Raw genomic sequence first — 25,590 nt, 5'->3', positions numbered from 1 at the left:
GCCTGCTTTCATGAAGCCAGTGTCAGAGGGCCATCAAGCGCGTTAGCGCTTGATGTTGGTGGTTTCCTGCAGCATCTCGTCAACGGTTTGAATAACCTTGGCGTTGGACGAATAGGCCCGCTGGGTCTGGATCATGTCGGTCAGCTCGGTCGCTACGTCGACAGCAGATTCCTCTTGGGCATAGCCCAGGATTTCACCAGTTGGGCCATCGCCAGCATCCCACAGGTAGAACGCCCCGGAGTCATCGGTCGGCTTGTAGGTCTGGGAGTCCAGAGACTGCATGCCGTTCAGGTTCGACACATCTGCCAGCGGAACCTGGTAGATAACTCGGGTGTCACCGGAATCATACTTGGCAATGACTTCCCCGGATTCGTTGATTTCAACGGACACAAAGGAGCCAACCGCGGTGCCGTCCTTCACGGTCGTGCCTGGAACAAACTCGTCGCCCAGCTGGCTCATCCCGTTTTGTTCGCCAATGACGCCGATGTTGATCTCAACCGGGCCGCTGGCAGTGGTGATGGTGACTGAGCCGGCCGTAGCGTCATAGGCGCCGCCGGTCGTGGTGGCCACGCTTTGCAGCGTGCCGGCAGAGGCTGCGCTGTCATCAAATGTCAGTGTGTATTCGCCGATCACTGTTGCACCGGTTGCCGAATCGACGATCTGCATCGTCCATTCATTGGTGCCGGTCGTTGCAGGCGCCACTGCGACCGTTGGCGTGTAAGTAATCGCCAGTTCCTCCGACCGGCCCATATTGTCAAAGTACTGGACAACATGCTCCACCGGGTCGCCGCTTGCACCCGGATCAGTTTCGGAGGCAGGCAGGTTTGCGGTCAGGCTGATCTCAGTTGTTGGCTCCGCCGACAGGCGGTTCAGGTCGATGTGGACAGGCTCCAGAGAGTTACTGGTGTCGCGCGCAACATCAGGGATAGTGCCGTCCGCCAGCGCCGGGAACCCCATCAGAACCAGGCCGGATTCCGTCGAGAGATACCCGTTCGAGTCGGTGCGGAAGGACCCCGTCGAGGTTAGCAGCATAGAAGGGCTGCCGCCGGCTTCCACCTCAGTGATCGAGGCTACAGGCAGCATACCGCGGCCGCGAACCGCCAAGTCGGTGGCATTATTGGTCGAGACCAGCGGGCCGCGCTCATCAATCAGGCGGACATTAGTGGTGCGAACACCGCCCGCCGAGTAGGTGCCGCCGGACCCGGACAAGACCATGGAGTGGAAGTCAGTTTCAACCCGCTTGTAGCCGCGGGTCGAGGAGTTGGCGATGTTGTCGGAAATGGAAGCCAACCGGCTGGCGTTGGCGCTCAATCCTGAAACGCCCGCGTTCAGCGACGAAGAAATGGTCATAGCACGCCTTTCTGCTGCATCTAATCATTCTGGATGCAACAGCTAGCGCAGGAGCCATTAACGGGCGGCTAACAGATAAAAAATGACTCATCTGCCAGCCGCCGGTTCCCCTGTTTTCAGCGGTTTATTCGCGTAAAAGGATGATTTCTATCCGGTCGTTACGTGCCGCCATCGGGTTTCTGACGGCCAGCTTACGGTCGGCATGGCCAGTCACCCGGTCAATACGTGCCGCCGCCAGCCCACCCGATTCGAGAAGCTGACGGGTCTCATCAGCCCGGTCATGGGACAATTCCCAGACCGGGTTCTTTGCCAGAACCACCGGATGCGAACGGATGTGGCCGCCAACAGCGATATTGTTGGTCACACCTTCGGATACACGCGCAATCATTCTGACCAGATCGCGGAACAAGGCAGTGGGAACAGCCTGGCCTTCTTCGAACAGCGGTGCATTTTCTGCGGCGAACAGCTCAATGATCAGCCCTTCGTCGGTGACGCGGGTGACAATGTGGCGGGCCATCGCAGTCGACACCATGCTTTCACCGCCGCGGCCGGAAAGCTGTTCCTCTATCGCGCGGAACTTGTCGTCGTCCTGCTCCCGCTTATAGTCGGATTCAACTCCGGTATCGCCCTGTGCTTTTTGGGCGTCTGCCGGATTGATGTCCGTTGCCCCAGTGCCGGATTTCGGCTGGATATCCTCGGTGAACATGCTGTCCCCCTGGAAGGCACCATTGCCGCCGCCTGAAATCCGGCTCAGCGGAATCGACGGCGAGAAATAATCCGCCAGCCCTTTGCGTTGTTTCTCTGTCGTCGCGTTCAGCAGCCACATCAGCATAAAGAAGGCCATCATCGCGGTCACGAAGTCGGCATAGGCCACCTTCCATGCGCCGCCGTGATGGCCATCGCCACCACTGACTTTTTTCCTCTTGATGATAATGGGCGCCACATTGCTCTGTGCGCTCATGTCCACCACCACTATTTTCACCCATCCCCGGAATAGCAGGCGGCGCGTTAAACTGACCTTAACAGTTAAATTTGCCGGCAGTTCCCCTGCGGAGTACGTGCGCCTTCACCCGGATTTCATGCGCTTGCCAGCAATGTCTGGAAATCCCCGCAGCAGTGTTAAAACCTGCATCTTAAAAGCCCCTTATCTCGACATCGAGAAACCTTATTGAAGGTTGATCAAGAGCAATATCCGCCAGCGGCCGCGGGTCTAAAGTCCGGGCAGCACAGCATATGAGACACCGAAAGGAGAATATCATGCTGACCCGCAGAGCCGCACTGATGGGGGCAGCCGGCGTAGCAGCGCTGCCTGTACTTGCCAAAGCCGCCAAGGCCGAAAGCACAACAGTTCACGAGGCCGCCGCGCCTGTGGACCTGTCCAGCCTGCAGCGTATCAAGCGCGAGCTGGTCGCACCGCCCTTCGTTCATGAGCACGAGCAGGTTGCACCGGGCGAACCCCGGATCGTCGAATTCGAGATGAAAATCGTCGAAAAAGAGATCGAGGTCGACCAGGGCGCCTACTTGCAGGGCATGACCTTTGACGGCTCCATCCCGGGTCCGATGATGGTGGTGCATGAGGGCGACTATGTCGAACTGACGCTGATCAACCCGCCGGAAAACATGCTGCAGCACAATATCGACTTCCACGCTGCAACCGGTGCCCTGGGCGGCGGCGCACTGACCTTGGTGAACCCGGGCGAAAAAACCGTGCTGCGCTTCAAGGCCACCCGCCCAGGCACCTTTGTCTACCACTGCGCCCCGGGCGGCCCCATGATCCCGTGGCACGTCGCCTCCGGCATGGCGGGCACCATCATGGTGCTGCCGCGCGAAGGGCTGTCGGACCACAATGGCGATCCGGTGAAATACGACCGCGTCTACTACATCGGCGAAAACGAGTTCTACATTCCAAAGGACGAAAACGGCGACTACATCCGCTATGAGGACGTCGGAGAAAGCTATCCGGATACATTGGAAGTCATGAACGGGCTGATCCCCAGCCATGTGGTCTTCAACGGCGCAGTGGGCGCGCTGACCGGTGAAAACGCCATGAAGGCAAAGCAAGGCGAGAAAGTGCTGTTTGTGCACAGCCAGGCCAACCGCGACAGCCGTCCGCACCTGATCGGCGGACACGGCGACCTCGTCTGGGAAGCCGGCAAATTCAACAACGTGCCGGACCGCGATCTGGAAACTTGGTTCATCCGCGGCGGCTCTGCCGGGGCAGCGCTCTACGAGTTCCTGCAACCGGGTGTCTACGCCTATGTGAACCACAACCTGATCGAGGCGGTAAACCTTGGCGCAACCGCACATGTGGTGGTCGAAGGCGAATGGAACAACGACCTTATGGAACAGGTGGTCGCCCCGACCGAATACTCCGGCTCCTAAATTTAGGCTGGACGTGAAACTGGACCGGGCGGCTGCGCAATGCGGCCGCCCGTTTTTGCTTGAAGGGACGCTGACATGAAATTTGAGCTGATTGCCGCCGGATTGGCCGCCGCCATTGGCGTTCCGGGCCTTTGGTTTTCGACGGTCAAGGATCCAGCCCCGCTGGCCGAAACTGTGTTCATCGAGGCAGACACAATCGCCTACCGTCCAATCGGGAACTTTCACAGAAACGGCAAAAGTGTGGTGCCACCGGAACAGCAGCGCCAGGTGGCGGCTTTTGAGATCATGAAAGACCAGGTCTCCGGCAGTGAATACGCCGCTTGCGTGACTGCGGGCGCCTGCAAGAAGGCAGACAGAGCACCGGCGGACGGCGGACAGGCGCAGACACACGTCAGCTGGCACGACGCAACCGCCTATGCCCAGTGGTATTCAAAGCAGACCGGCCAGCGCTGGCGTCTGCCGGACGAGGCCGAATGGCAACTCGCCTCAGCCGAAATTTTTGGTGATGAAGCTGTTGAAACAGAAAACGGAGACCCCGCCCAGCGCTGGCTGCGCCAATATGCGCGCGGCGTGACCCTGCGCGGACTGCCAGGGCCTGCGCAGGATCCGAAAAGCGAACCCGGTGCCAATAGCAACGGCCTCACTGGTCTTGGCGGCAACATCTGGGAATGGACGGACGGCTGCATGCAAAATGGCGAAGTGAACAAGGATGGCAGCCTAGTGCTTGGCGATCCTTATTGCAGCGCCCGCATCACCGGCGGCCGCCACCGGGCGGTGGTTATCGACTTCATCCGGGACGCCAGCGTCGGCGGCTGCGCGGTTGGCCTGCCACCGGATTATCTGGGGTTCCGGCTGGTGAAAGACGGCTGACATCAACGCTGCCGGAGATCTCCCCCGCCAGCAGGTGCACCGGCTGCGCCCGCCCCCTTGGCAACCTTGGGCCTTGCAGCTGCGCTGCGCCTTCTAACGAATATCTCATAGAACCGGGTCTGCCGTGACCAGCCGTTCTTACCGTGATGCAGCCCCACTCCCTAGTGCAATTGGCACCTTCGCCGGGCTGCAAGCCATACTCTCAGCCCTGCGCTAAAAAGCTCCATGCCTGTCCGAGCTGTGCGCCAGCGCAGCGCTAAGCCCAACTTCGAAGAGCCTCCGGCAAGAGGCCCAGGAACAGGCGGGAGCGGCTCGCCTTCAGATTAGGAGGCCCTGCTGTAACGCACGCCTTCGGGCACATGGGCATCGAAGCTGCTGGCAATAATCCGGGTCAGCGGGCGGCCCTCGGGAACGATCTCCAGCGCGTCCTCATCCAGGTTCACCAGATCACCAAACCGGGCTGCAACCTGAGCCAGATCCGCATCGAGACTTCCCGCCAGATCTCCGAACCGCTGCCGCAGCTCTACCCGGTCCAGCCGGAACTCGCACATCAGCATCTCGATGGCACGGCCCCGAAGCAGGTCGTCCTGGCTCATCACATGGCCGCGCGCGCCGGTCAGAAGCCCGGCCTCGACCCGCTGCACATAAGCAGGCGTCGCCGCTGCATTTTGGATGAAGCCGCCGGCAAAACGGGAGATCGAGGACGCACCGAACCCGATCAGCGTCGGGCAGGTATCGTCCGTATAGCCCTGGAAGTTCCGGCGCAGGTGGCCGGTGCGGGCCGCAACCTCCAGCCCGTCGCCAGGTTTGGCGAAATGGTCGATGCCGATTGCCGCAAACCCGGCCTCAGCAAATTTCTCCGCTGCCATCCCGGCCAGATGATAGCGCGCCAGATCGTCGGGCAGCGTCTCCTCCTTGATCAGCTTCTGCCGTTTGGCCACCCAAGGCACGTGCGCATAGCCGAACAGCGCCAGCCGGTCAGGGCTGAGGCTCAGCACCTTCTCCACCGTATCCGCCATCCGCGCCTGCGTCTGATGCGGCAGCCCATAGACCAGATCAGCGTTCAGCGAATTGATCCCTGCCGCGCGCAGATCTTCGACACAGGCCTTGGTCACCTCGAACGGCTGCGCCCGGCCGATTGCCTGCTGCACCAGCGGGTCGAAGTCCTGGATGCCGATACTGGCGCGGTTCATGCCTTCCGCGGCCAGCGCTTCAATTTTGTCGCGGTCCACCATGGTGGGGTCAATCTCAACAGAGAATTCCCAATCCTCAGTATGCGGAAAAACCGCCTTCACCGCCTGCGCCAGCCGGTGGATCAGGTGGGGCGGCAAAATGGTCGGTGTCCCACCCCCCCAATGCATCCGCCCCATTCGAAGCCCCTTAGGCAAAAACGGGGCTACCAGTTTTAGCTCCTGTTCCAGCGTACCGATGTAGCTCTCGACCGGGCTCAGCGTCTGGGTGCCTTGAGTGCGGCAGGCGCAGAACCAGCACAACCGCTCGCAGAACGGGATATGCAAATAGACCGAGACCGGCACATCTGGATTCAATGCCTGCAGTTCGAGGGCCTGCTCCGCAGCACCAACGGCTGCAGAAAACACCGGCGCGGTCGGGTATGATGTGTAGCGGGGCACCCGGCTGTCGAACAGCCCAAGGGCTTGGAGGCGGTCAATCTGTTTCATGACTTTCCTATGCCTCTTTTGCAGATCCGCCACTTTGCGCAGGATCAAACCGGCACACGGAAATACGGATCGGAGAAATTCCGGCTGAGTTCTCCAATGCACTGGATTTAAATGGGAAAACGGAACTCTTCGCGTTTTCCGGAAAAATTTCCCAAGAGGCAGAATTTCCGTTTGACGCTGCCCGCGACTCCGCTTATACGCCCTCCTCACGACACCTGCCCAGGTGGCGGAATTGGTAGACGCGCTAGCTTCAGGTGCTAGTGTCCGTATGGACGTGGAGGTTCGAGTCCTCTCCTGGGCACCATCCCCCCTCACTCGAATAGCAGCGCATCGCAGCAGTAACTGCGTGACCGCTAAAGCATGTGCGCCCGCCGTTTCCGGCAGGCACAGGGGCGGGCCTCAGGCCGCCTGATATTGCGGCGCCGTCGCCAGAAAGCGGCCATAGGCGCTGGCGTCAGGCGGCGCAAATTGCTCGGCCAGCGGATTCGACCGTTTCCATTGCGTCGCGCCCATATCCATCAGCAGCTCGTCGAAATGCTTGAAATGGAACGGGGCCGAGCACAGCCCTCCATAGATCTGCGCCGCCGGGCGCTCCTTACGGCGCCATTCGAGCATCATCTGGATGTTTTCCTCCATGTCTGCCCGCGACGGCTGCCGTGCCAGCTTGCCGTCGGCATAACGCACCAGCCAGTTCGCCACCATCTCTGCAGACAGAATCGTGCAGAAGCTGGAGTTAAACCCGACAAAACCCATTTCCGGCAGATCCGGGTTCACCGCCAGCCGGTAGGTCCGGTACTGGCCGTCCGCCTCGATCAGCTTATCTAGGTGCTGCTGCGCCAGATAGGGAATACCTAGCTTCCAGCCGACGGCAGAAATCACCAAGTCCGCGCCGATTCGCACGCCATTTTCCAGCACGATTTCATCGCGTTCATACCGCGAGAAGGTAGTGCGGTGCGGGAGGATCGAGCCGTCCTTGAAACCCTCGAACAGGCCGGGCGTCACGATCGGCACCGAACACGAGACATCCTTTTCAATCGGAATATCCGGCACCATATCCCATTTTTTCAAGCCCAGCTGCAGCTTCAATAGCGTCTCTAACCCACGGAAGTTCGCCCATATCAGCGGCTTGGCAAGCCCGTAAAATGCCTTATGCAGCCAGCTGCGCCCCCAGCCGTTGAACTGCACTTCTTGCGCCCGCATATAGAGCAGCTTCTTGAAGTTAATGCCGCCGACGAAATACGGCACCCGCCAGACATTCTGCCGGTAGACCAGATGCACCTGCCTGGCGCCGTTCTGCGCCGCATTCACCGCCACGTCGGTCGCGGATTTGGAGCCGCCCAGCACCACCACCCGCTTGCCGCGCGCGTGTTCGGGATCCAGGTACTCCGAGGAGTGCATCACCTCCCCGCCCTGCGCGGTGAAGGCCTCCTGCCCAGGATGGGTCAGGATGTTCTTCTCGGAAAACTGCCCGGTGCAGATCACCGCGAAATCGACGTCCTGCACCCGGGTCTCGCCGCCTGTCTCGATCACCAGCCGCCAGCCCGGCTGACCGTCCGGGCGCCGGTCCATCTCCAGCACGTTGGTGTTCAGCTGGAACAGGCGGTGCAGATCGTGCTTGTCCGCATAGGAATGCAGATAGGCATGCACCTGCGGCCCCTTGGGCCATTCCGGATACTCCTCCGGCATCGGATGGTCAGTATAGCAATACAGGTCCTTGGGCGATTGCGTTTGCACCCCTGGGTAGGATCGCGAAGGCTCCCACACCCCGCCCAAGTCGTGACTGCGCTCAAACCCCAGAACCTGATGCCCCTTTTCCGCAAAGGCCTTGGCCGCGGCCAGCCCGCTTACCCCGCCGCCGATCACGGCGATCGTTTTTTGCTTCACCATGTCCGCCTCCCTTATTCCGCCGGCGGCGGCAGGAAGTCGACCTCATGCAGAGCCGACAATCGCACCAGTTCTTCCGGGTCGGTCACGCCGTCCAGGGCGCAGAAGAGGTCATATAGCTTGCGTGAAGGCGCTACGCCGAAAACACAGGACGCAGTAATGCCGGAGCGGTTGAAGATCCCATGCGCAACGCCCATCGGCATCCGCACGGTGTCACCCGGCCCCGCCTGGTAAACATCGCCGCCAAATTCCACGTCCAGCGTGCCCTCCAGCATGGTTATCCATTCATCCTGTGTTGGATGCACATGCGGCGGCACGAAGGTGCCGTCTGGAATTACTGCGTGCCAGATAAAGGCGTTCTCACTGTGCAGCTTGGGCGTATAGGTGTGACCAACCACATTCCAGGACGTACCGCCCAATCCGTCGGCGGCCTTGGTGATTCCCTGATCCAGAGCCATTTGTTCCTCCCTTATCAGTTCGTCCCCAAAGCCTATGGGCAGTGCTGGAAAAGGATTATCCAAAATGCGCAAATAAGCGCAGCTCGGCGTGATTGCCTGAGTTGCAAACCGTGCTAGGCTGCGGAAATGACAGCACCGCAGTCTTCAGGAGCACGCGAGCCGCTGCGCGCATGGCGGCAGTTCCACAGCCGCGACATCGACGAAGTGCGCACGCTGGTGGCGCAAAAGTTCTGCGACCACAGTCTGCAGCCAGCAGGCCCTTCCCGAGGAACCGGTGCCCGCCACAACTATGTGCGCGGTCAGGCCCTGTCACTCAATTACCTCAGCTACGGATCCACGGTGCAGATCGACCCGGGCGAGTTGCAGGATTTTTACCTGGTGCAGATGCCGCTCAGCGGCCGGGCTCTGGTGGCCAATGGCTCCACACCGGTGGCATCTGACCGCCACACCGCCACCGTGCTCAACCCGACCCGGGATTCCCGGATGACGTGGCACGCCGATTGCCGGATGCTGCTGCTGCAAATCAGGCGGAGCGACCTGCATTCACTTGCCGAACAGGCTGCCGGCTTGTCCCTGCGCGAGGCTGTTGTCTTTGACACCGCGCTCCCCGTGTCCGGCGGCGCCTTGCAGGGCTGGGCACGCCAGTTCGCAGCCTGTGTCAACGCCACGGAAAACCAGGCCGGCTTTGGCAGCTGGAGCGCAATACAGCAGCAAGTGATCGAAGAGCAGCTGATCCTTGGCCTGTTAACCCATCAGCAAAGCAATATTCGCCACCTGCTGGCATCCCGCTCATCCGGGAGCAGCAGCCAGATCCGGCGCGCCCGCGATTACATCCACGCCAATATCGGCGAGCCGCTTTCCGTCCCGGCCATAGCTGCTGCCGCAGACTGCAGCATCCGGTCACTGCAGGCCGGGTTCCGCAAGCATTTTGGCCTTACACCGATGGAATACGTGCGCGACTTGCGGCTCGACCTGGCACGCTACCTAATGCTGTCGCGGAGCCCGCAAACACCGGTCTGCAGCATTGCCTATGACTGCGGGTTCTCCCACCTTGGCCGGTTTTCCCAGCTTTACCGCGCCCGCTTTGGTGAGCTGCCCAGCGCCACGACGGGCCTTCCAGTTTTTTCGGTGTGATCCACACTTGCGCGGCAAATGCGCAAAGTTTAAATGAGCATCACTTGCCACGCTTCGAGCGCAAGGCCGGTGCCGCTGTAGCTCAGCTGGTAGAGCACGTCATTCGTAATGATGGGGTCGGGGGTTCGAGTCCCTTCAGCGGCACCACCGTATACCACAAATATGCCTAGTAAAAATCTATCCGGATGCGGCCGGATAGCATCCCCTTAACTAGCATCCATGCCCTCCTGCCTCGCACGATCCAGCCAGCGCAAAAATGATCCGATAAAGTACGAAAAAACGGAACGCGCAGCCTGTTTCCTCGCCAGAACTCTGGCGACCCCGGCAGGATTCGAACCTGCAACCTGCCCCTTAGGAGGGGGCTGCTCTATCCAGTTGAGCCACGGGGCCGTGTCTTTCCGCGATAGCAAATCCCACCTGCGATCACAATGGGATGGGGACAGGCCAAAGCCGATTTGCCGCGCGCAGTTTCCATTGTGCAGCAAGTCATGTCTGCGCTAACTTTAGGGGCAGACAAAACAAGAGGCTCAGGAACGTGACCACGGACAGCAAGCGCCCGCTCACCCTTCGCGATGTATCCGAAGCAACCGGTGTTTCCGAAATGACTGTGAGCCGGGTTCTGCGCAACCGCGGCGACGTCTCGGAGAAGACCCGCACCAAGGTGCTGACTGCCGCCAAGGAACTGGGCTATGTTCCCAACAAGATTGCCGGCGCGCTGGCCTCGAACCGGGTGAACCTGGTGGCAGTGATCATTCCCTCGCTTTCGAACATGGTGTTCCCCGAGGTGCTGACCGGCATCAACAAGGTGCTGGAAAACACTGAGCTTCAGCCCGTCGTCGGCGTGACTGACTATCAGCCTGAGAAGGAGGAAAAAGTCCTCTACGAGATGCTCTCCTGGCGCCCTTCGGGAGTAATCATCGCAGGCCTGGAACATACGGACGCCGCCCGCGCCATGCTGAGCAGCGCCGGGATACCGGTGGTGGAGATCATGGATACTGATGGCAAGCCGGTGGACGCTATGGTCGGTATCTCCCACCGCCGCGCTGGCCGCGAAATGGCCAAGGCTATCCTCAAGGCCGGGTACCGACACATCGGCTTCATGGGCACCAAGATGCCGCTGGACCACCGCGCGCGCAAACGCTTCGAGGGTTTCACCGAGGTGCTGGCCAAAGAAGGTGTGGAGATCGAGGACCGGGAGTTTTATTCCGGCGGCTCGGCGCTTGCCAAGGGGCGTGAGATGACCCAGGTCATGCTGGATCGTTCCCCTGAGCTGGATTTTCTCTATTACTCCAATGATATGATCGGCGCAGGCGGCTTGCTGTACCTTCAGGAGCAGGGCATCAGCGTTCCCGGCCAGATTGGTTTGGCCGGCTTCAATGGTGTAGAACTGTTGCAGGGTTTGCCCCGGCAGCTCGCTACTATGGACGCGTGCCGGCTGGAAATCGGACGCAAAGCTGCAGAGATTATCGCGGCCCAGTTGGAAGATCCGGACACTGAGATCGAAAAACATGTCACGCTGACCCCGACCATTTCCTATGGCGATACTCTGAAACGGCGCTGATGGCGCTTCAGCGGCTTGGCAATCAAAAGGCGCGGCGGTTGTTCCTGAACCGCCACGCCCTGCTGGAGAAGCCCGCAGGCCCTGCCAAGGGTAGCGATCTTCTAGCGCTGATCCAACGACTTGGATTTGTGCAGCTTGACAGCATCAACACCGTGGCGCGAGCCCATGATGTGATCCTGTTCTCGCGTCGGCCAGGCTACAGGGCGCAAAACCTCAAACAGCTTTACGAGCGCGACCGGGAGCTGTTTGAACACTGGACCCATGATGCCGCCGTTATTCCGATGGCATTTTATCCGCACTGGCACCTGCGTTTTGAGCGCGACAAGGACCTGCTGCGCAAACGCTGGCGCAATTGGCGCCGGGACGGGTTCGAGGCGCGGTTCGAAGCCGTACTAAAACATGTCCGCGATCACGGGCCGGTCAGCTCCTCCGATGTCGGCAAGGATGAGAAGAAAGGCTCTGGCGGCTGGTGGGACTGGCACCCGTCCAAGACCGCACTGGAATACCTATGGCGCTCCGGCGCGCTGACTGTGATCGGGCGCGAAGGATTTCAGAAACGCTATGATCTGACGGACCGGGTGATAGAGGAACATCTGCGCTCCAGTTCCTCCTACGATGAAGCTGCATCTCTCAATTGGCTGTGTTCCGCCGCGCTGGACAGGTTGGGCTTTGCCACGTCTGGAGAAATCGCCGCTTTCTGGGACACGGCCTCACCAACAGAAGCCAAGGCCTGGTGCGCCGGGCAGATGCGGCTCGGTGATCTGGAAGAAATCGAATTCGAACAGGCGGATGGCAAGCTGCGCAAGGTGTTCGCCCGTCCAGGGACAGTTGACACTGCAGCGGAACTAGGACCTGCGCCAGGACGGATACGCGTGCTCAGCCCCTTCGACCCTGCCCTGCGTGACCGCAAGCGGGCGGAAAGGCTATTCGGGTTCCACTACCGGATCGAGGTCTTCACCCCCGCTCCCAAACGGCAATACGGATACTACGTCTTTCCGCTGATGGAAGGCACGCGGCTGGTAGGCCGCATTGACATGAAGGCGGACCGCGACGCGGATCTCCTGCGCGTTACTGCAGTCTGGCCGGAGCAGGATATTAAGTGGTCAGCAGCCCGCACCAAACGGCTGGAGGCTGAGCTGGTCAGGGTGGCGAGGTTTGCAGGCGTTGGCGGCGTGTTTTTTGCTGACGGCTGGCTGCGATGATTCGCTTCACTCCGGCCTCAGCTGCGCCTCGATCACCCGACGGTAATCGTCCGGCGCGGGCCTTGCAGTAAAGGTTTCCGGAGCAATGAAGACGCAGACAAACTTACCCTCGAAACACAGGGTACCGGCCTGCCGTGCGTTCACCCTGAAGGTGACCGACTTGCTGCCCAGCGCCGAGGGCCAAACCTCGCACAGCAACCGGTGCCGCGGGGTGACCGGCGAGCGGAAGTCAATGCTCATGTGCACAAAGGGAGTGCCGGTGCCGCGGTCCAGCTCCATCTGATACCAGCCATCGCCGTCCAGGTGATGCTCCCACCAGGCGTCGATTGCCTCCAGCGCAAAGGCCGGCAGCCGCCCGGTATAGGCAATCCGTGCCGGGTCGCAATCGCCCCAGCCCACGCGGATTTCATGGGTGAATGTGTCCTGCTCTGCCATTTTCACTGCCTCGCATACCTCTGCAGGAGCACCCTACCGGCGCCTGTCCGAGGTATCAAACCGCAATGGCAGGCAAGTCCGCCTTACGAACTGCCGCGCTTCCGGGACAGAATCAGATCCGGCAGCACTAGCGCATCTATCAGCGCGTCACACAGCCCGACACAATTGGTGCAGCCGACACAAGGTCCCTGCAGCGCGGAAACTTCCGTTGCCAGCGCCTGAACCTTCGGCGCGGCGGCTTTGCTTCTGCTGATTTGCATGGCGGGTCTCCCCATCTGGTGCATCATATTCCCGCAAGCGGAACCCGGAAACGTGATTCAGGTCAATCCAAACCTGCGTCACATAATATTTCCATTTCCTGCACAAGCTTTGGCACGCCCCTCCCCGGACAACCGGAAAGGGGCCGTTATGTTTACTGCATAAGCATCAGCGGCAGCAGAGTAATCACCGGGAACGCCACCAGGATGATCACCCGGATGATGTCGGAAGCGACGAAGAACATCACCGCCTTGTAGGTGTCGATCATCCGGGTCTTGCGGTCCATCGCGTTGATGATGAACAGGTTCATACCAACTGGCGGAGTGATCAGGCCCACTTCAACAACGATCAGCACCAGCACGCCAAACCAGATGGCGACATACTCCGCCTCGATCCGGTTTACCCGGCCTTCTGTGACGCGGATGCCCAGTTCCTTCATCTGCTCGCGGGTCAGTTCGGCACCAGTGGCGATGGCATCCTGTATAGAGGCCAGCATCTCAGCCCCCATCCCTTCAGGAACTCCCGCCCTCAGGACCTCCATGGCTGCATCCGCCTGCATCGCGGGCAGCGACAGCAGGCCAAAGTCCATCGCGGAAATCACCGGGAAGAAGATCGGGATAGTCAGCAGGATCATCGACAGCGAATCCATCAGGCAGCCAAACACCAAGTAGAAGGCGAGGATCAGCGTCAGCACCATCCAGGGGCTAAGGCCCTGACTTACCACGAAGTCGGCCAGTTCCTGAGGCACCTTGGTCAGCGCCAGAAAGCCGTTGTAGAAACCTGCGCCCAGCACAATGAAGAAGATCATCGCGGTGGAGCGCGCGGTCACTAGGAAACTATCTGCCAGGGTTTCGCGGTTCAGACCGCCATTGAGCCAAGCAATCAGGCCGGTGCCAAACGCCCCTACCGCTGCACCTTCCGTCGGGGTGAACCAGCCCAGGTAGATACCGCCAACCACAAGGCCAAACACCAGAAGCACCGGCCATACATGGAACAGCGCGGCAAAGCGCTCGCCCCAGGGAACTGGCGGGCGGGTGCCTGCGCTTTCCGGGAAAAGGCGGACATAGATGGAAATCGCAATCACATAGCCAAGCGCTGCCAGCAGGCCGGGGATGAAGGCCGACAAGAACAGCTTGGCAATGTTTTGCTCAGTCAGAATTGCATAGATCACCAGCACCACGGATGGCGGGATTAGAATGCCCAGCGTGCCGCCTGCAGCCAGTGTCGCCGTCGAAAACCCGCCGGCATAGCCGTATTGCTTCAGTTCCGGCAGTGCGACCCGGCCCATAGTGGCAGCTGTCGCAAGTGAGGACCCGCAAATTGCACCAAAACCTGCGCAAGCACCAATTGCCGCCATGGCGACACCGCCCTTGCGGTGGCCCAGGAACCCTTCGGCCGCCTTGAACAACGCGGTGGACATGCCGCCCAGCGTTGCGAAATGCCCCATCAGCAGGAACATCGGCACGATGGTCAGCGAGTAGGAGGAAAAGGTAGTATAGGTCTCGCTTTTCAAGCGGCCAAAGGCAACCTGAGTCCCGTCTGTCACCCAGATAAGTCCGCCGAGGCCAACAAGAAACATCGAAAGCCCGATAGGCACCCGCAAAAAAATCAGAAGCATCAGAACCGGGAAGGAGGCGATGCCAATTTCAAGAGCTGTCACTGTTCACCCTCCACGCCGTCCCAGATCAGGATCCGGCCGGTAAAGAATTCAATGGTGCGGATTGCACCCATATAGATGCCAACGATGGCGGCTACGACCGCTGCAAGCAGGCTGATGGCATAGGCCCACCAGATCGGGAACTCGAGCAGGAAGGAGGTCTCGCCATTGGAAAACTTGCCTGCAAGGCCTTCAGCCAACCGCCAGGCGATCAGCACCAGAACAGCAGCAAAAACAACTTCGGTCACCATCCGAAGGAACCGTTTGACACCGCGCGGAAACGCATTGGCCACCACATCGACCGAGGCATGACCAGCAGTGATCTGGCACAACGGCAGGAAGGCGAAGATTGCAAAGGCCACCCCTGCCTCGACCAGCTCAAAGTCGCCGTTCACTGGCCCGACCCAGCCTGTCATCCATTTCGAAAACCCGGGCGCAATCCGCTCCATCAAATCGCCATGGAAGAAACCGTTGAGCAGGCGCCCAGCGATTGAAACACATGTCAGAATGATTAGAAGAGTGAGGACCGCACCGCCCAGGTAGGCCATTGATTTGGCCAGCCGCATCATGAGCTTGTGCATGGTTCAGTTGCCTTGTTCCGGTATGCAAAGGGCCGCAGTGCCAATGCCGCGCGGCCCTTCACTTTTATCAATTCAAACGCCTTACTGGTACTGCGGCGTGTATTTCTCGATCAGCCCGCTGGCTTCTTCGATCAGCGCGGCACCGTCGATGCCTTTTTCCTTCATGTCAGCGATCCACTGGTCGTAAATCGGCTGCGCACGCTCTCGCCAGATAGCGGTCTGCTCTTCGTCCAGGGTGATCACGTTGTTACCCAAGTCCAGCGCCATTTCGCGCGACGGGCCATCGGAATCCGCCTGTGTGCCGCCGGCAAAGACCGAGAACTCCAGGCCGGAGTTGTCGTCGATGGCCTTCTTCAGATCATCCGGCAGGCTTTTATACTTATCTTTGTTCATCGCCAAAACAAAGGTCAGGGTGTAAAGGGCTTTGCCAGTGAACTCGGTGTGGTTCTCCACCAGTTCCGGAACCTTCAGCGCCGCGGTCACTTCCCACGGAATGGTGGTGCCGTCGATCACGCCTTTGGACAGGCCTTCCGGAATCGCCGGAACCGGCATACCCACCGGAGTTGCGCCCAGTTCGGTCAGCAGTGCGTTGACCGAGCGGCCGCCGCCGCGGATTTTCATGCCTTCCAGATCTTCGGGCGTTTCCACCGGATCAGAGGTGTGGATCATGCCGGGGCCATGCACCCAGGTGCCCAGGATGTGCACATCCTTGAACTCAGTGTCCTTCATGTGCTTGTCGAACATTTCCCAATAGGCATGTGAAACAGCGCGCGCATTGGTCATCATGAACGGCAGTTCGAACACTTCGGTCGAGGGATAGCGTCCAGGCGTGTATCCCACCACGGTCCAGACGATGTCGGCCACGCCGTCAATGGCCTGATCCATCAGCTCCGGCGGCTTGCCGCCCAGCTGCATCGAAGGGAAGCGGTCGATCTTGATCCGCCCGCCCGAGGCTTCCTCGACATTGTCCGCCCAGACATCCAGGATCAGTTTCGGCACGTTTGCCTGCGCCGGCAGGAACTGGTGCAGTTTCAAGGTCACTTCCTGGGCAAATGCCGGCATCGCGCCAAACACCGCCAGGGCCGCTGCGCCCGCTGCCCCCAAAAGCTTTCTGCGAGTGGTCATGTGTGTCCTCCCTTTGACCAAATCATTTACCGGACCTCCACCGTCGCAAGATTGCTGCGGCGCCCGGCGATTTTCTTTCCGTTTCTGCCGTCAGAACCCTCATTCGGGTTCGTTTAACGAACCGACTGCTTCCCTGCTATTAGGTGCGTTTGTAACCATCAACAGCAGATTATGCATTTTTTACTCATGAAATCTGTCCGCTCGCCCCATTGTCAGCGGGATTCACCATTCAATACGTTACGAAACGGCCATAAATCACATCCAAATTGATACATATGGAAACCGCCGCATGGCAACAACTATCGCGGCACGGGACATCCTGCGTCATTCCGCAGCAGCCAATGTCAGCTCAACCGGCGCAAGCCCGTCCACCCCTCCACGAATCCGATCGCCAGTCTGAACCGCTCCGACACCGGCAGGTGTGCCAGTCAGGATTATGTCGCCCGGCCGCAAATGATAGAACCCCGATAGGTGACCAATGATGTCAGTCACAGACCAGATCATCTCCGCCAGCGTAGCGTCCTGCCTGATCTCCCCATTCACCTCCAGCCAGATCTGCTGGCCGGCCGGACCCTCCCAATCGCCCGCCCTGCTCATCGGGGCCAACACGGTGCCATTCTCCAGATCTTTCCCCAGATCCCATGGACGCTGTTTCCTTCGCTCCCGAATTTGCAGGTCACGCCGGGTCATATCCAATGCACAGCCATAGCCAAATACGGAAGCCGCTGCTTCTGCCGGCCCGGCCCGGAAAACCGGTGCCCCGATTGCCACCGCAAGCTCCATTTCATAGTGAAAGTCATCTGTACCCGGAGGATAAGGCACAACTTCATCCGTCAGAACAGCATTGGCAGCCGCCTTGGTGAAATAGAACGGCGCTTCCCGGTCCACTTCGTTACCCATCTCGGCGGCATGTGCTGCATAGTTGCGTCCAACACAAAAGATCCGCCCCACCTGGTAGCCAGCCTCCTCTCCCATCACTGGAACGACCGGTGTCTCTGGAAGTGGAAACAGAACTTTATTCATCGGAAATTCCTCTTGCTTTGCGGCCTGTAGCCAGCCCCTCAAAACAGAACTACAAAACCATCGGCTATAAACCTTTGATTGTCTTCAACATGACCAAGGTCACTCGCGTCAACGGCTTCCTTCCAAATCACACAGCCAGCATAGTCGTCAGGCATTGCTCCGATAACGGCACCAACTGCCTTACTGGGCCTGCCCTTTCCCGTGGTGCCGGACAGACCGCTTTAGCTGCCGTCTATTGCAGGGAATGGAGCGTCATAATACTCCCGGTACCAGTTGACGAAATGCTCTACGCCCTCAGCCACGGCAGTTTGAGGATTGTATCCCGTGAGCCTGTGAAGCAGCGAAGCATCCGCCCAAGTCGCCGGAACATCACCGGCTTGGATCGGCATCAGGTTCTGTTCTGCCTTACGCCCGGTAGCCGCCTCGATCGCCTCGATAAAGGCGGTCAGCCGCACGGATTCAGAATTGCCGATGTTGACCACACGATGCGGTGCTACAGGCGACAGGCTGTCGCCCTCCGGCACAACACCGTCCGGCCGGCGTTGCGGAACGGCATCCAGCAGCAGCCGGATCGCTTCGACCAAATCGGTGACATAGGTGAAATCCCGCTTCATGTCGCCGTAATTGTAAACATCAATCGGCTTCCCTTCGAGGATCGCCTTGGTGAATTTGAACAGCGCCATGTCCGGCCGTCCCCAGGGACCATAGACTGTAAAAAACCGGAACATGGTGACCGGAAGTTCAAACAGATGCGCATAGGAATGCGCCATGTTCTCCGTCGCCTTCTTGGTTGCGGCATAGAAGGACATCTGGTGATCGGCCTTTTGGGTCTCCTTGTAGGGCATCTCGGTGTTGGCGCCAAAAGCCGAGGAAGTGGAGGCCAGCAGCATGTGCCGCGGCGGATAGGCGCGAGCGGCCTCCAGGATCTCAAAGGTGCCGGTTATGTTGCTATCCAGATAAGAACGCGGGTTTTCGATCGAATAACGTACCCCAGCCTGGGCCGCGAGATGCACCACAAAGTCAGGCCTGTGCGCCGAGAAAAGTTCCATCATGACACCGCGCTCTTCGATGCTGCGGTTGATGACGCTGAAAGCCGGATGCCGTTCCAGCATCTCCTGGCGGTCCCGCTTGAGCTGGACACTGTAGTAGTCAGACAGGTTGTCGATACCAACGACGCGATATCCGTCTGCTAACAGCCGCTGGCACAGATGGTAGCCGATAAAGCCGGAAGACCCGGTAACAAGAACAGTTTGCTGGCTCATTGGTCTGCTTCCGGGATTACCTGGACTGCCGGGTTCCGGTACCCGGTCAAGGCTTGATTTCTGCGCAGACGCCGGACCGTCCAGCCGGCATTATTGCAGACCGCACCAGTGCATGCCATCCCCGAAGGTTTCTCCCATGAGCAAAGCTGCAGGCCTTGCCAGAAGACCTGTTCTGCAGGAACGTCTGGCTGCCCTTAGCTGAAACCTATTTACTGCAAAACTGACCTGAACTCGTGACGCTTGCCTGGTCAGACAGAACTAGATCACTCTGCCTGGCGCCCTTCGCCCATGTACAGCTTCTGCATGTCCACGAAATAACCGTTGTCCAGCCGCCCGCGGACGGCGGCCCAGCCCTCCGGGTTGCCCTGGATGGCACGGTAGAGCTCTGCCGGGACGGTCATGTATTCAAGGTATTGCTCTGACGCCGTTTCCAGCCAGGCGAACACATAGCTGTCTTCCTCTTCATCCGCTTCGGTCAGACGCAGTTCGATGCCTTCTGCCAGCGGAACCGTTTCCACGCTGCGTAGGATGTGCAGCTTCATCATTTCGACGATCACGTCATCAAGTCCCAGCTGCTTAATCAGCAGCTTCTCCCGCACTGCAGGCCAGCCGAAAGTGAGGCGCGCCGCCAGGCCGCTGCCGACGTCGCGGGCCGCCGCCGGGGCGCTGGCACCATAGCTGGCGCCGAACAGCTCCCTGGCCTCATCCTCCAGTTCCAGATGGTCGCGCAGGCGGCTGGCAGGCATCGCGGCAATCCACTGGCCGCGGCCTGCATCCAGATAGTTGAACTGAGGCTGCAGCCGGAAGCTTTCGCCGCAGGCATCGCAGGCGCAGTCCTGAAACCGGTCTTGCAGGATATCGTCGCGCAGGTCAGGCCGCCGGTCGGCGTTTACGCTGCCCACGGCCATCATGGTCACCGGCGCCTCGCACTGCGGGCAGACCAGATTGACGGGGTGAAATAGGGACATCGGTCAGAAGCCTTTCAATAGGTCAGAGTTTTTCCAGCCAGCCAACGGCAGGGTGGTTCGGCTTCAGCTTGCCGGAATGAAAGGCGGCATACAGCTCCGAGAACCACTCCCCCGGCGCCCGGAATTGGTAGCCGGTGATCCCCTTGGCGCGCTCGCTGAGCAGATAGGAGTTCCAGCTGTTGGGGTAGCTTTCCTGATAGACCACCCCGCCGATTGCCAGCTTCTTGGCGGTGGCCATGCTGGACCAGGGTTTGGCCGGTTCCGAGGCCATATCGACAAAGGCCTCCATCTTGATCCGGCGGCTTTCCCAGTCCTCATCCGAGCAGGTTTCATCCTCCGGCCTGGGCGGCACATGGGCGCTTTTGTTATGGGCCATGTATTCAGTGACATAGGCCGTATCATAGCTGAATTTCTTGGCAATCTTGTCTGCGATGCCAGAAATATCCATGCCGTGTTCGGTCCAGCCGCCAAAGTCCTTCTTCTTGCCGTTGTTCTTCATGAAGCTCTGCTTGTCGTCGACCGCATGGCCGACCTCATGCAGGGTGTTCCAATTGAAGAAGGTGACCGGTTCCTCGTTGGCGGGTTTGCATTTCTCCAGCTCGGCGCGCTCTTCCGGGGTGGCGGCATCGTCCAGGCTGCCGACCGCATCGTCGCTACCAAAGGCGTAATTGGGCGAGGCCCCGGCATCGCCTTCGTGCATCACGATCCGCTTCTTGTCGCTTTGGTACTTGGAACCGCCCTTGGCAGCCTCGTTCACCGCAAAGCTTTGCAGCGAGTCGTTGTTCAGCGTGTGATCCAGCGGCAGGTCCTGCATCGCCTTGTAGAAGGCGACGATGTTCGGCCCTTTCAGGTTGTTGTCGGCAATTTCCGAGGCCGGGGCCAGGTTCTCGTTGCTGAAGTTCTTGATATCGCATCCAAAACGCGCCTTGAACGCGACCTTGACCACGGCACGCTGAGCTTCCGGCTCCAGGTTGTCGATCATTGCGTCCAGTTCAGCCGTGCCATTGGGGCGCGACAGGATTTCCTTGATGTCGTCTTCCTTGGGCGGAGTGTTGGCGCGCATTTCCGCCATCACAAAGGCGCTGGTGCCAATGGCGCGGGCCTCCTCCAGAAGCTTGACGCCCTCGCCCGGCTTCTTGCCGGCCACAGCTGCCGCAGCATCACCCAGCTTCTTGCGCATAGTGTCGATACTGGGCTTGATAGCGTAGCGGTGCTCGTGTTTTTCCAGCACTGCCAGGCGCGGCTCGACCTCCGGTTTGGCGCGCAGCTCCTTGTATTGCTTGTGCTGCCCCGCCATTTCCAGCGCGATCTTGGTCTGGGCAATGGCCGCCTCGATATCGCTGCTGACCTTGGCATAGTTCTGGCCGCCCTTGGCCGCGGTTTCGGCTCCATCCAGCAGTTTTTCAACCGCGTCCGTCTCATCCTTCACATAGGCCGCCTCAGCGTGGCCGGTAACCGGCGGCAGGGTGGCGCGGGCGCGGACGATTTCCTGCGCGATGAAGGCATATTGCGAGATTACCTCATTGGCAGTGTTGCAGGCCTCCAGCGCTGCCTTGAGATGGCCCTTGGCGATCTTGGCGTCCAGCCCGTCCTTCTGGCAGTTCTCAATCTCGGTATTGGCGGTGTCCAGATGGGTCTTGGCGACGCCGGCGTTCTCGCGGCTGCCCACTGCCTTGATCGACAGTTTCGCCGCCTGCACCTGCGGCCACCAGGGGGCGCTGTCCTCGTCGCCGCCGATGGCGGAGTTCACCGCTTCCAGGATACCGTGGGTATTGGCGGAGCTGATTGCCTCCTCGGCGGATTTCGTGACTTCCTCGGCCATAGTCTTGGCGGTGGCGTAATCGCTGGGGGCCAGCTTGACCAGGTTGTCGTATTTCGCCGTCAGCCGGGTCAACTGGGCCTGGATCGCGTCTGCGTGCTTGTGGCCCCTGGCTTCGGCCAGCTTGGCCTCGGCAGCGGCGCGGGCGGGTTCATAATCGGAAGACCCCTTGATGGATTGCAGCAGCGCCTTGGCGTCTTCGGTGATTTGCTTCAAGAGCTTGATCGCCTGGGTATAGTCGTTGCTGTCCAGATCGGTCCGTGCGAGGTCCAGTTTGGCGGCCGTGAGCCGGTCCGCCATCGCCTTGATCCGGTCTTTGGTGGCATCGTTGTTTTCCGGTGCCAGCGCATCCACCGCCGCTTGGGCATCTGTCACGCTCTGATTATAGGGGGCCGCTGCCGCGATCAGCAGCTTGCAGGCCTCAATCTTCTGATACGCCTTTTCGAACATCCGCAGCGCGGCAGAATAGGTATGCGCAGCCTTCATCGCCTCATACTTGGCGAAATCCGCATCGGCACGGGCGATCTGATGCACTCCGGCCTCCTTGCCGGGGCCGATCAGGGTAGCGCGGGGCGTCTTGAAGAAGGGGGTTTCCCAGCCCAGCACGGTTTTCAGGTTTTTCAGATCCTCGTCTGTTGCTTTCTCCCAGCCCGCCGCCGCCTTGGCCTTCTCCGCGGCACCCTTGAAATCGCGGGCGGTCTGCTTGGAGGTGCTTTCGTCGAGCAGGTCCTGAACTTCGGTCTTGCGGTGGGTCAGCTGGGCTTCGACATCGCCGCCTTCGGTGGTGATCTTGGCGATGATAGCAGCGGCCTTGGTGCGGTCCGCCTTGATGGTTTTGAACAGCTCGCCATCGGCGCGGGCTTCCTCTACAATCTTGCGCGCGGCGGCGATCTTTGCCTCACCACCCTTATAATCATAGCCTTCCGGCTTGATCAGATCGTCCGCTTCGCCGCTCAGTTTGTTAGCGTCGTCGATATGCGGCTGCAGGCAATTGGCATCGTTCAGCGGTGCCAGCGCCGCAATCTGCGCCGCCAGCGAGGCCTTCAATTCGCCGTAGGCGCGGTGCTGGTGGATCAGCACCATTGCCATCTTGAGATTGGAGATGGCGCTGTCCAGGTGCGCCCGGGCATCATCGAACTTCTTGGCCGTCTTGGCTTTTTCGGCCTCCGCCGCGGGCAATTGAGCCTTGGCGATCAGCGCGGTGAAGTCATTGCCGGTATCGGCTGCTACCACCTTATCGCGGACATCAGTGAATACCTTGAATGCCGGATCCCAATTCTTTTTCAGATCGTCGAGCGCGGCGGTGTCTGTCATCCCGTCCAGCTCCACAGCGGCCTCTGCCGCGGCCTTGGCGCTGTCGGCGCGTTTCTCGGCATCTGCCACACAGTTGCTGGCGGTGGTGAAGTCCAGCTTCAGCGCCGCTGCTGCCGCCTCGGCCATCAGGGCCTTGGCATCTTCCAGCATGGTTGCAGCCTGCGGCACGTTCTTGAGCGGGTCGATCTTGCCCTGAACTGCCACGCGTTTTTCCTTGTAGGCCTTACAGGCGTCCGCTTGGGCGGTCGCAGCGGGCCAATCGCCCTGGGTGGCGTCCAGCAGGGTCAGGGCGGTGGAGTACTTGTGCAGCACCGCTTCGGCCTTTGCCGAGGCGAGGTCCGCCTCCATCTTGAGGATGATCACCTGAATGCCCGAAGCACCATCGTGGTCTTTGAACTCTTTCAGCTTGGCCTCAAAGGCCGTCAGCTTCGGAGCATACTGCTGAACAACCGGGATTTCCTTTTTGAGGAAGGGCAGGAGGCCCCAGAACTTGCTGAGTAGCTTGATCGACTCGGTGTAATCCTTGCTCGTGGCAACATCTGAATCGGTGTAATAACCCTTGGCCTCGTCCAACTTATCCTTGAGCAGGTTCTTGATCGCCGCTGTGAGGCCCGCCCAGTGGTCGATCCACTGTTTGACCTTGGGGCGCCAGTCCTCATACAGCTTGCGCTGTTTGCGCACCTTGGCGGTTCGTTCATAGACCTTGGCGACTTCGTCCAGCTTCTGGATGCCATCCTTGAATTTCTTGGCGGCCTTGTCCTGCTGCGCGGCATCATAAAGCCGCTCCATCTCGCGCGCGGCGTCATCCACTGCCGGATCGCCGACTGTTACGCCGCGGGCCGCGTCGGCCAGCGCCTTGCGGTCGGGATCGAGCGCCATGAAATGGGCGAACTCATCGGCCAGGATTTCGGCCTTGGCAATCTCCGCTTCGGCCGCAGTCAAGTCGGCGGTGGCCGTTTTCAGATCATGCGCTTTGGCCTTGTCCGCCGCGGCGGTGCGCAGTCCGGTAATGCGGGTGATTTCAGGTGCGATTTCGGGCGCCGTGGCCTTGGGGTGGCTGGTCAGAGGCACCATGCGCAGATCGAAGATTTCCAGAGCCTTTTGGAACGCGGTCTTGGCCTGAGTGTCGGCGGCAACCGCCTTTTCCAGAGCGTCCAGCGCCTTTTCGCCGGCATCCAGCTTGGCGTCGCTGGCATCCTCGGGCTTGGCCTTGGCCTGCGCGGCCAGCGCCGCAACCTTGTCGAGCGCGGCTTTCCACTTGTCAGGGGTCTGGCTGACCGCTTCCGGCACCATGGTGTTGTAGGTCTTGACCGGCCCGTCCTTTAGTGCTTTGAGCGCGGCCTCGATCCGGGCGATCTGTTCGTCGACGGTGGCGTCCCCGGTCTCGCTGCCGGTGTCGCCGGAGGGTGGTGCGGCCTGTTCCGGCGCCTTGGCCGGGGCTTCGGGTTTGGTTGCGGTCGCGGTATCACCGCCTGCTGCTGCCTCGGTGCTGGCAGGAGCCGCCTCCCCGCCGCCTGCATCGGTGGCGGTCTGGCGGGCCTTGGAAATCGCCTGCGCCAGCGGGCCGACTGCCTTGAGCGCGCCCTCATAATCCGGCGGGCTGGCGGCCACGCGGGCCTTGATTTGGGTCCAGACGGTTTCAATCTTCTCCGACTGCGCAGTCTTCAGTGCCAGCACCTCATCGATCAGCGGCTCCAGCTTGGCTGCCGCCTGCTGCCACTTGCCTTCCAGCAGGCTCTGCCGCTTGGCGCGGGCGGCGGCATCCTGAGCGGCGGTCTTCATCTCGGCGGAGAGCTTGGCGATATGCTCCAGCGCGGCGGTAAAGCCGCTGCCCTCGGCCTTGGCCTGGATCGCCTTCCACAGCGTCTCTGCCTTGGAGAGGTCGATGCCGGCGATGTCGCGGAGCTTCGCCATGTTGGTCTCGACCTTGGCAGCGGTGGTTTTCCACTTGGCCTCTGCCGGATCCGGTTCGGCGGAGGGGGCGGCCGGCGCCTCAGCCGACGCTTCGGTGGCGGTGTCGCCGCTGGCGGCCGGGGCGGCCTGGGGGACGTCCTCTGCCGTTTCATCCTCATCATCGGCCTCCGACTCGACGACATTGCCGGAGGGGTCGAGAATAAGGATCTTGTACTTGAGCCCGACCACCATGAACATCTTCTTGGCCTTGCGGGCCATGCCAGGCACGATCTTGCCCTCGACCGACATCGACAGTTCCTTGCCGTCCAGCTTCAGGGTGCCGAAGCTGAACTGCGGGGTTTCGCCATCGGATTTCGCTTGCTTGCCCAGCACCTTGGCAGCCTTGGTCTTGTGAGTGAGGAACACCGAATTCTCGATCTTCTTGCCAAAGCACAACCCGAAGGACAACGCGCGTTTGCGGGCGAGTGTCATCTGCTGTTTGATTTCTTTTGCGGCGGATGCGTCAAGTGGCATGGGGACACTCCCAGGACTAAAAACTATTTTAAAACAGTAGGTTATCTCTGCCACCATCAAGCGTTGCATAGAAGCCGGATTCCAGCAAGATTTTTTCTTGTCAATTCTGGCTGGCTGCGCAGACTAAAGGTCCATGTGCATTAAAGAGAGGCATAAATGATTATCCGACCGACTGGTTGTGGCACGTGAGGGGTTCGCGCT

19 protein-coding genes and 3 tRNA genes are annotated in these 25,590 nt (G+C 60.1%); 7 read left to right on the top strand and 15 right to left on the bottom strand.

From position 1 onward, the window contains the following. Nucleotides 1–42: 42 nt before the first annotated feature. Both GC1_RS06045 and GC1_RS06040 read right to left on the bottom strand, forming a co-directional pair. Nucleotides 43–1,350: a flagellar hook protein FlgE gene (locus tag GC1_RS06045; protein WP_019295239.1), complete on the bottom strand. Its 1,308-nt coding sequence runs from the start codon at nucleotides 1,348–1,350 to the stop codon at nucleotides 43–45. Between the two features lie 124 nt (nucleotides 1,351–1,474). Continuing rightward, nucleotides 1,475–2,311 (bottom strand): flagellar motor protein MotB, encoded by an 837-nt coding sequence (locus GC1_RS06040; RefSeq protein WP_019295240.1) that lies wholly within the window; start codon nucleotides 2,309–2,311, stop codon nucleotides 1,475–1,477. A 296-nt stretch (nucleotides 2,312–2,607) separates the two neighbouring features. Here GC1_RS06040 and nirK point away from each other — a divergent pair, with 296 nt between their 5' ends. Further along, nucleotides 2,608–3,732: a copper-containing nitrite reductase gene (gene nirK / locus GC1_RS06035; protein ID WP_019295241.1), complete on the top strand. Its 1,125-nt coding sequence runs from the start codon at nucleotides 2,608–2,610 to the stop codon at nucleotides 3,730–3,732. A gap of 75 nt (nucleotides 3,733–3,807) precedes the next feature. Continuing rightward, the gene (locus GC1_RS06030) at nucleotides 3,808–4,602 is read left to right on the top strand and encodes an SUMF1/EgtB/PvdO family nonheme iron enzyme (RefSeq protein ID WP_019295242.1); all 795 of its coding nucleotides are present in this window, start codon (nucleotides 3,808–3,810) and stop codon (nucleotides 4,600–4,602) included. Between the two features lie 323 nt (nucleotides 4,603–4,925). On the opposite strand, the gene hemN is transcribed toward GC1_RS06030, so the two are convergent. Further along, complete coding sequence (hemN, locus tag GC1_RS06025) at nucleotides 4,926–6,281, bottom strand: oxygen-independent coproporphyrinogen III oxidase (RefSeq protein WP_019295243.1); 1,356 nt, start codon at nucleotides 6,279–6,281, stop codon at nucleotides 4,926–4,928. Between the two features lie 217 nt (nucleotides 6,282–6,498). Here hemN and GC1_RS06020 point away from each other — a divergent pair. Then, nucleotides 6,499–6,585 (top strand) — tRNA-Leu (locus tag GC1_RS06020). Between the two features lie 95 nt (nucleotides 6,586–6,680). On the opposite strand, the gene GC1_RS06015 is transcribed toward GC1_RS06020, so the two are convergent. Beyond that, a complete protein-coding gene (locus GC1_RS06015) occupies nucleotides 6,681–8,168 on the bottom strand; it encodes a flavin-containing monooxygenase (protein WP_019295244.1) in 1,488 nt (495 codons plus the stop codon). Nucleotides 8,169–8,179: 11 nt separating this feature from the next. Beyond that, on the bottom strand, nucleotides 8,180–8,623 hold the full coding sequence (locus GC1_RS06010) for a cupin domain-containing protein (RefSeq protein WP_019295245.1): 444 nt from the start codon (nucleotides 8,621–8,623) through the stop codon (nucleotides 8,180–8,182). 126 nt (nucleotides 8,624–8,749) lie between these two features. Here GC1_RS06010 and GC1_RS06005 point away from each other — a divergent pair, with 126 nt between their 5' ends. Then, the gene (locus GC1_RS06005) at nucleotides 8,750–9,757 is read left to right on the top strand and encodes a helix-turn-helix domain-containing protein (protein WP_019295246.1); all 1,008 of its coding nucleotides are present in this window, start codon (nucleotides 8,750–8,752) and stop codon (nucleotides 9,755–9,757) included. A gap of 71 nt (nucleotides 9,758–9,828) precedes the next feature. Continuing rightward, nucleotides 9,829–9,904, top strand: a tRNA-Thr gene (locus tag GC1_RS06000). Between the two features lie 166 nt (nucleotides 9,905–10,070). On the opposite strand, the gene GC1_RS05995 is transcribed toward GC1_RS06000, so the two are convergent. Further along, nucleotides 10,071–10,147 (bottom strand) — tRNA-Arg (locus GC1_RS05995). A gap of 145 nt (nucleotides 10,148–10,292) precedes the next feature. Here GC1_RS05995 and GC1_RS05990 point away from each other — a divergent pair. Further along, nucleotides 10,293–11,318 (top strand): LacI family DNA-binding transcriptional regulator, encoded by a 1,026-nt coding sequence (locus GC1_RS05990; protein ID WP_019295247.1) that lies wholly within the window; start codon nucleotides 10,293–10,295, stop codon nucleotides 11,316–11,318. Continuing rightward, nucleotides 11,318–12,520 carry a winged helix-turn-helix domain-containing protein gene (locus tag GC1_RS05985; protein WP_019295248.1) on the top strand — a complete coding sequence of 401 codons (1,203 nt, stop codon included), beginning with the start codon at nucleotides 11,318–11,320 and terminating at the stop codon, nucleotides 12,518–12,520. The genes GC1_RS05990 and GC1_RS05985 overlap by 1 nt, the downstream gene beginning before the upstream one ends. 6 nt (nucleotides 12,521–12,526) lie before the next feature. Here GC1_RS05985 and GC1_RS05980 read toward each other — a convergent pair whose 3' ends face one another. The 9 genes from GC1_RS05980 to GC1_RS05945 form a co-directional block, all read right to left on the bottom strand. Beyond that, nucleotides 12,527–12,955: an acyl-CoA thioesterase gene (locus tag GC1_RS05980; RefSeq protein ID WP_019295249.1), complete on the bottom strand. Its 429-nt coding sequence runs from the start codon at nucleotides 12,953–12,955 to the stop codon at nucleotides 12,527–12,529. An 83-nt stretch (nucleotides 12,956–13,038) separates the two neighbouring features. Next, the gene (locus GC1_RS22675) at nucleotides 13,039–13,215 is read right to left on the bottom strand and encodes a hypothetical protein (RefSeq protein WP_019295250.1); all 177 of its coding nucleotides are present in this window, start codon (nucleotides 13,213–13,215) and stop codon (nucleotides 13,039–13,041) included. Between the two features lie 152 nt (nucleotides 13,216–13,367). Beyond that, the gene (locus GC1_RS05975) at nucleotides 13,368–14,873 is read right to left on the bottom strand and encodes a TRAP transporter large permease (protein WP_019295251.1); all 1,506 of its coding nucleotides are present in this window, start codon (nucleotides 14,871–14,873) and stop codon (nucleotides 13,368–13,370) included. Further along, entirely contained in the window at nucleotides 14,870–15,451 is a 582-nt protein-coding gene (locus tag GC1_RS05970; RefSeq protein WP_019295252.1) for a TRAP transporter small permease, read from the bottom strand. Before GC1_RS05970 ends, GC1_RS05975 begins: the two co-directional genes overlap by 4 nt. An 81-nt stretch (nucleotides 15,452–15,532) precedes the next feature. Continuing rightward, nucleotides 15,533–16,576 carry a TRAP transporter substrate-binding protein gene (locus GC1_RS05965; RefSeq protein WP_019295253.1) on the bottom strand — a complete coding sequence of 348 codons (1,044 nt, stop codon included), beginning with the start codon at nucleotides 16,574–16,576 and terminating at the stop codon, nucleotides 15,533–15,535. A 324-nt stretch (nucleotides 16,577–16,900) separates the two neighbouring features. Then, on the bottom strand, nucleotides 16,901–17,599 hold the full coding sequence (locus tag GC1_RS05960) for a fumarylacetoacetate hydrolase family protein (protein WP_019295254.1): 699 nt from the start codon (nucleotides 17,597–17,599) through the stop codon (nucleotides 16,901–16,903). Between the two features lie 221 nt (nucleotides 17,600–17,820). Further along, nucleotides 17,821–18,861: an NAD-dependent epimerase/dehydratase family protein gene (locus GC1_RS05955; RefSeq protein ID WP_019295255.1), complete on the bottom strand. Its 1,041-nt coding sequence runs from the start codon at nucleotides 18,859–18,861 to the stop codon at nucleotides 17,821–17,823. Nucleotides 18,862–19,124: 263 nt separating this feature from the next. Then, nucleotides 19,125–19,829 (bottom strand): CpXC domain-containing protein, encoded by a 705-nt coding sequence (locus tag GC1_RS05950; protein WP_019295256.1) that lies wholly within the window; start codon nucleotides 19,827–19,829, stop codon nucleotides 19,125–19,127. A 22-nt stretch (nucleotides 19,830–19,851) separates the two neighbouring features. After that, on the bottom strand, nucleotides 19,852–25,389 hold the full coding sequence (locus GC1_RS05945; RefSeq protein WP_029204725.1) for a hypothetical protein: 5,538 nt from the start codon (nucleotides 25,387–25,389) through the stop codon (nucleotides 19,852–19,854). Nucleotides 25,390–25,590: the final 201 nt, after the last annotated feature.

The organism is Leisingera sp. ANG1, assembly GCF_000203975.2.
In the GTDB taxonomy this organism is placed as follows: Bacteria; Pseudomonadota; Alphaproteobacteria; order Rhodobacterales; family Rhodobacteraceae; genus Leisingera.
The sequence above is the reverse complement of the archived record's forward strand: the minus strand, read 5'-3'. Positions and strand labels throughout refer to the sequence as shown.

Bases quoted from the DNA above. Each gene is read 5' to 3' on its own strand.
- GC1_RS06045 (WP_019295239.1), bottom strand. From the start codon at position 1,350: ATGACCATTTCTTCGTCGCTGAACGCGGGCGTTTCAGGATTGAGCGCC.
- GC1_RS06040 (WP_019295240.1), bottom strand. From the start codon at position 2,311: ATGAGCGCACAGAGCAATGTGGCGCCCATTATCATCAAGAGGAAAAAA.
- nirK (WP_019295241.1), top strand. From the start codon at position 2,608: ATGCTGACCCGCAGAGCCGCACTGATGGGGGCAGCCGGCGTAGCAGCG.
- GC1_RS06030 (WP_019295242.1), top strand. From the start codon at position 3,808: ATGAAATTTGAGCTGATTGCCGCCGGATTGGCCGCCGCCATTGGCGTT.
- hemN (WP_019295243.1), bottom strand. From the start codon at position 6,281: ATGAAACAGATTGACCGCCTCCAAGCCCTTGGGCTGTTCGACAGCCGG.
- GC1_RS06015 (WP_019295244.1), bottom strand. From the start codon at position 8,168: ATGGTGAAGCAAAAAACGATCGCCGTGATCGGCGGCGGGGTAAGCGGG.
- GC1_RS06010 (WP_019295245.1), bottom strand. From the start codon at position 8,623: ATGGCTCTGGATCAGGGAATCACCAAGGCCGCCGACGGATTGGGCGGT.
- GC1_RS06005 (WP_019295246.1), top strand. From the start codon at position 8,750: ATGACAGCACCGCAGTCTTCAGGAGCACGCGAGCCGCTGCGCGCATGG.
- GC1_RS05985 (WP_019295248.1), top strand. From the start codon at position 11,318: ATGGCGCTTCAGCGGCTTGGCAATCAAAAGGCGCGGCGGTTGTTCCTG.
- GC1_RS05980 (WP_019295249.1), bottom strand. From the start codon at position 12,955: ATGGCAGAGCAGGACACATTCACCCATGAAATCCGCGTGGGCTGGGGC.
- GC1_RS22675 (WP_019295250.1), bottom strand. From the start codon at position 13,215: ATGCAAATCAGCAGAAGCAAAGCCGCCGCGCCGAAGGTTCAGGCGCTG.
- GC1_RS05970 (WP_019295252.1), bottom strand. From the start codon at position 15,451: ATGCACAAGCTCATGATGCGGCTGGCCAAATCAATGGCCTACCTGGGC.
- GC1_RS05965 (WP_019295253.1), bottom strand. From the start codon at position 16,576: ATGACCACTCGCAGAAAGCTTTTGGGGGCAGCGGGCGCAGCGGCCCTG.
- GC1_RS05960 (WP_019295254.1), bottom strand. From the start codon at position 17,599: ATGAATAAAGTTCTGTTTCCACTTCCAGAGACACCGGTCGTTCCAGTG.
- GC1_RS05955 (WP_019295255.1), bottom strand. From the start codon at position 18,861: ATGAGCCAGCAAACTGTTCTTGTTACCGGGTCTTCCGGCTTTATCGGC.
- GC1_RS05950 (WP_019295256.1), bottom strand. From the start codon at position 19,829: ATGTCCCTATTTCACCCCGTCAATCTGGTCTGCCCGCAGTGCGAGGCG.
- GC1_RS05945 (WP_029204725.1), bottom strand. From the start codon at position 25,389: ATGCCACTTGACGCATCCGCCGCAAAAGAAATCAAACAGCAGATGACA.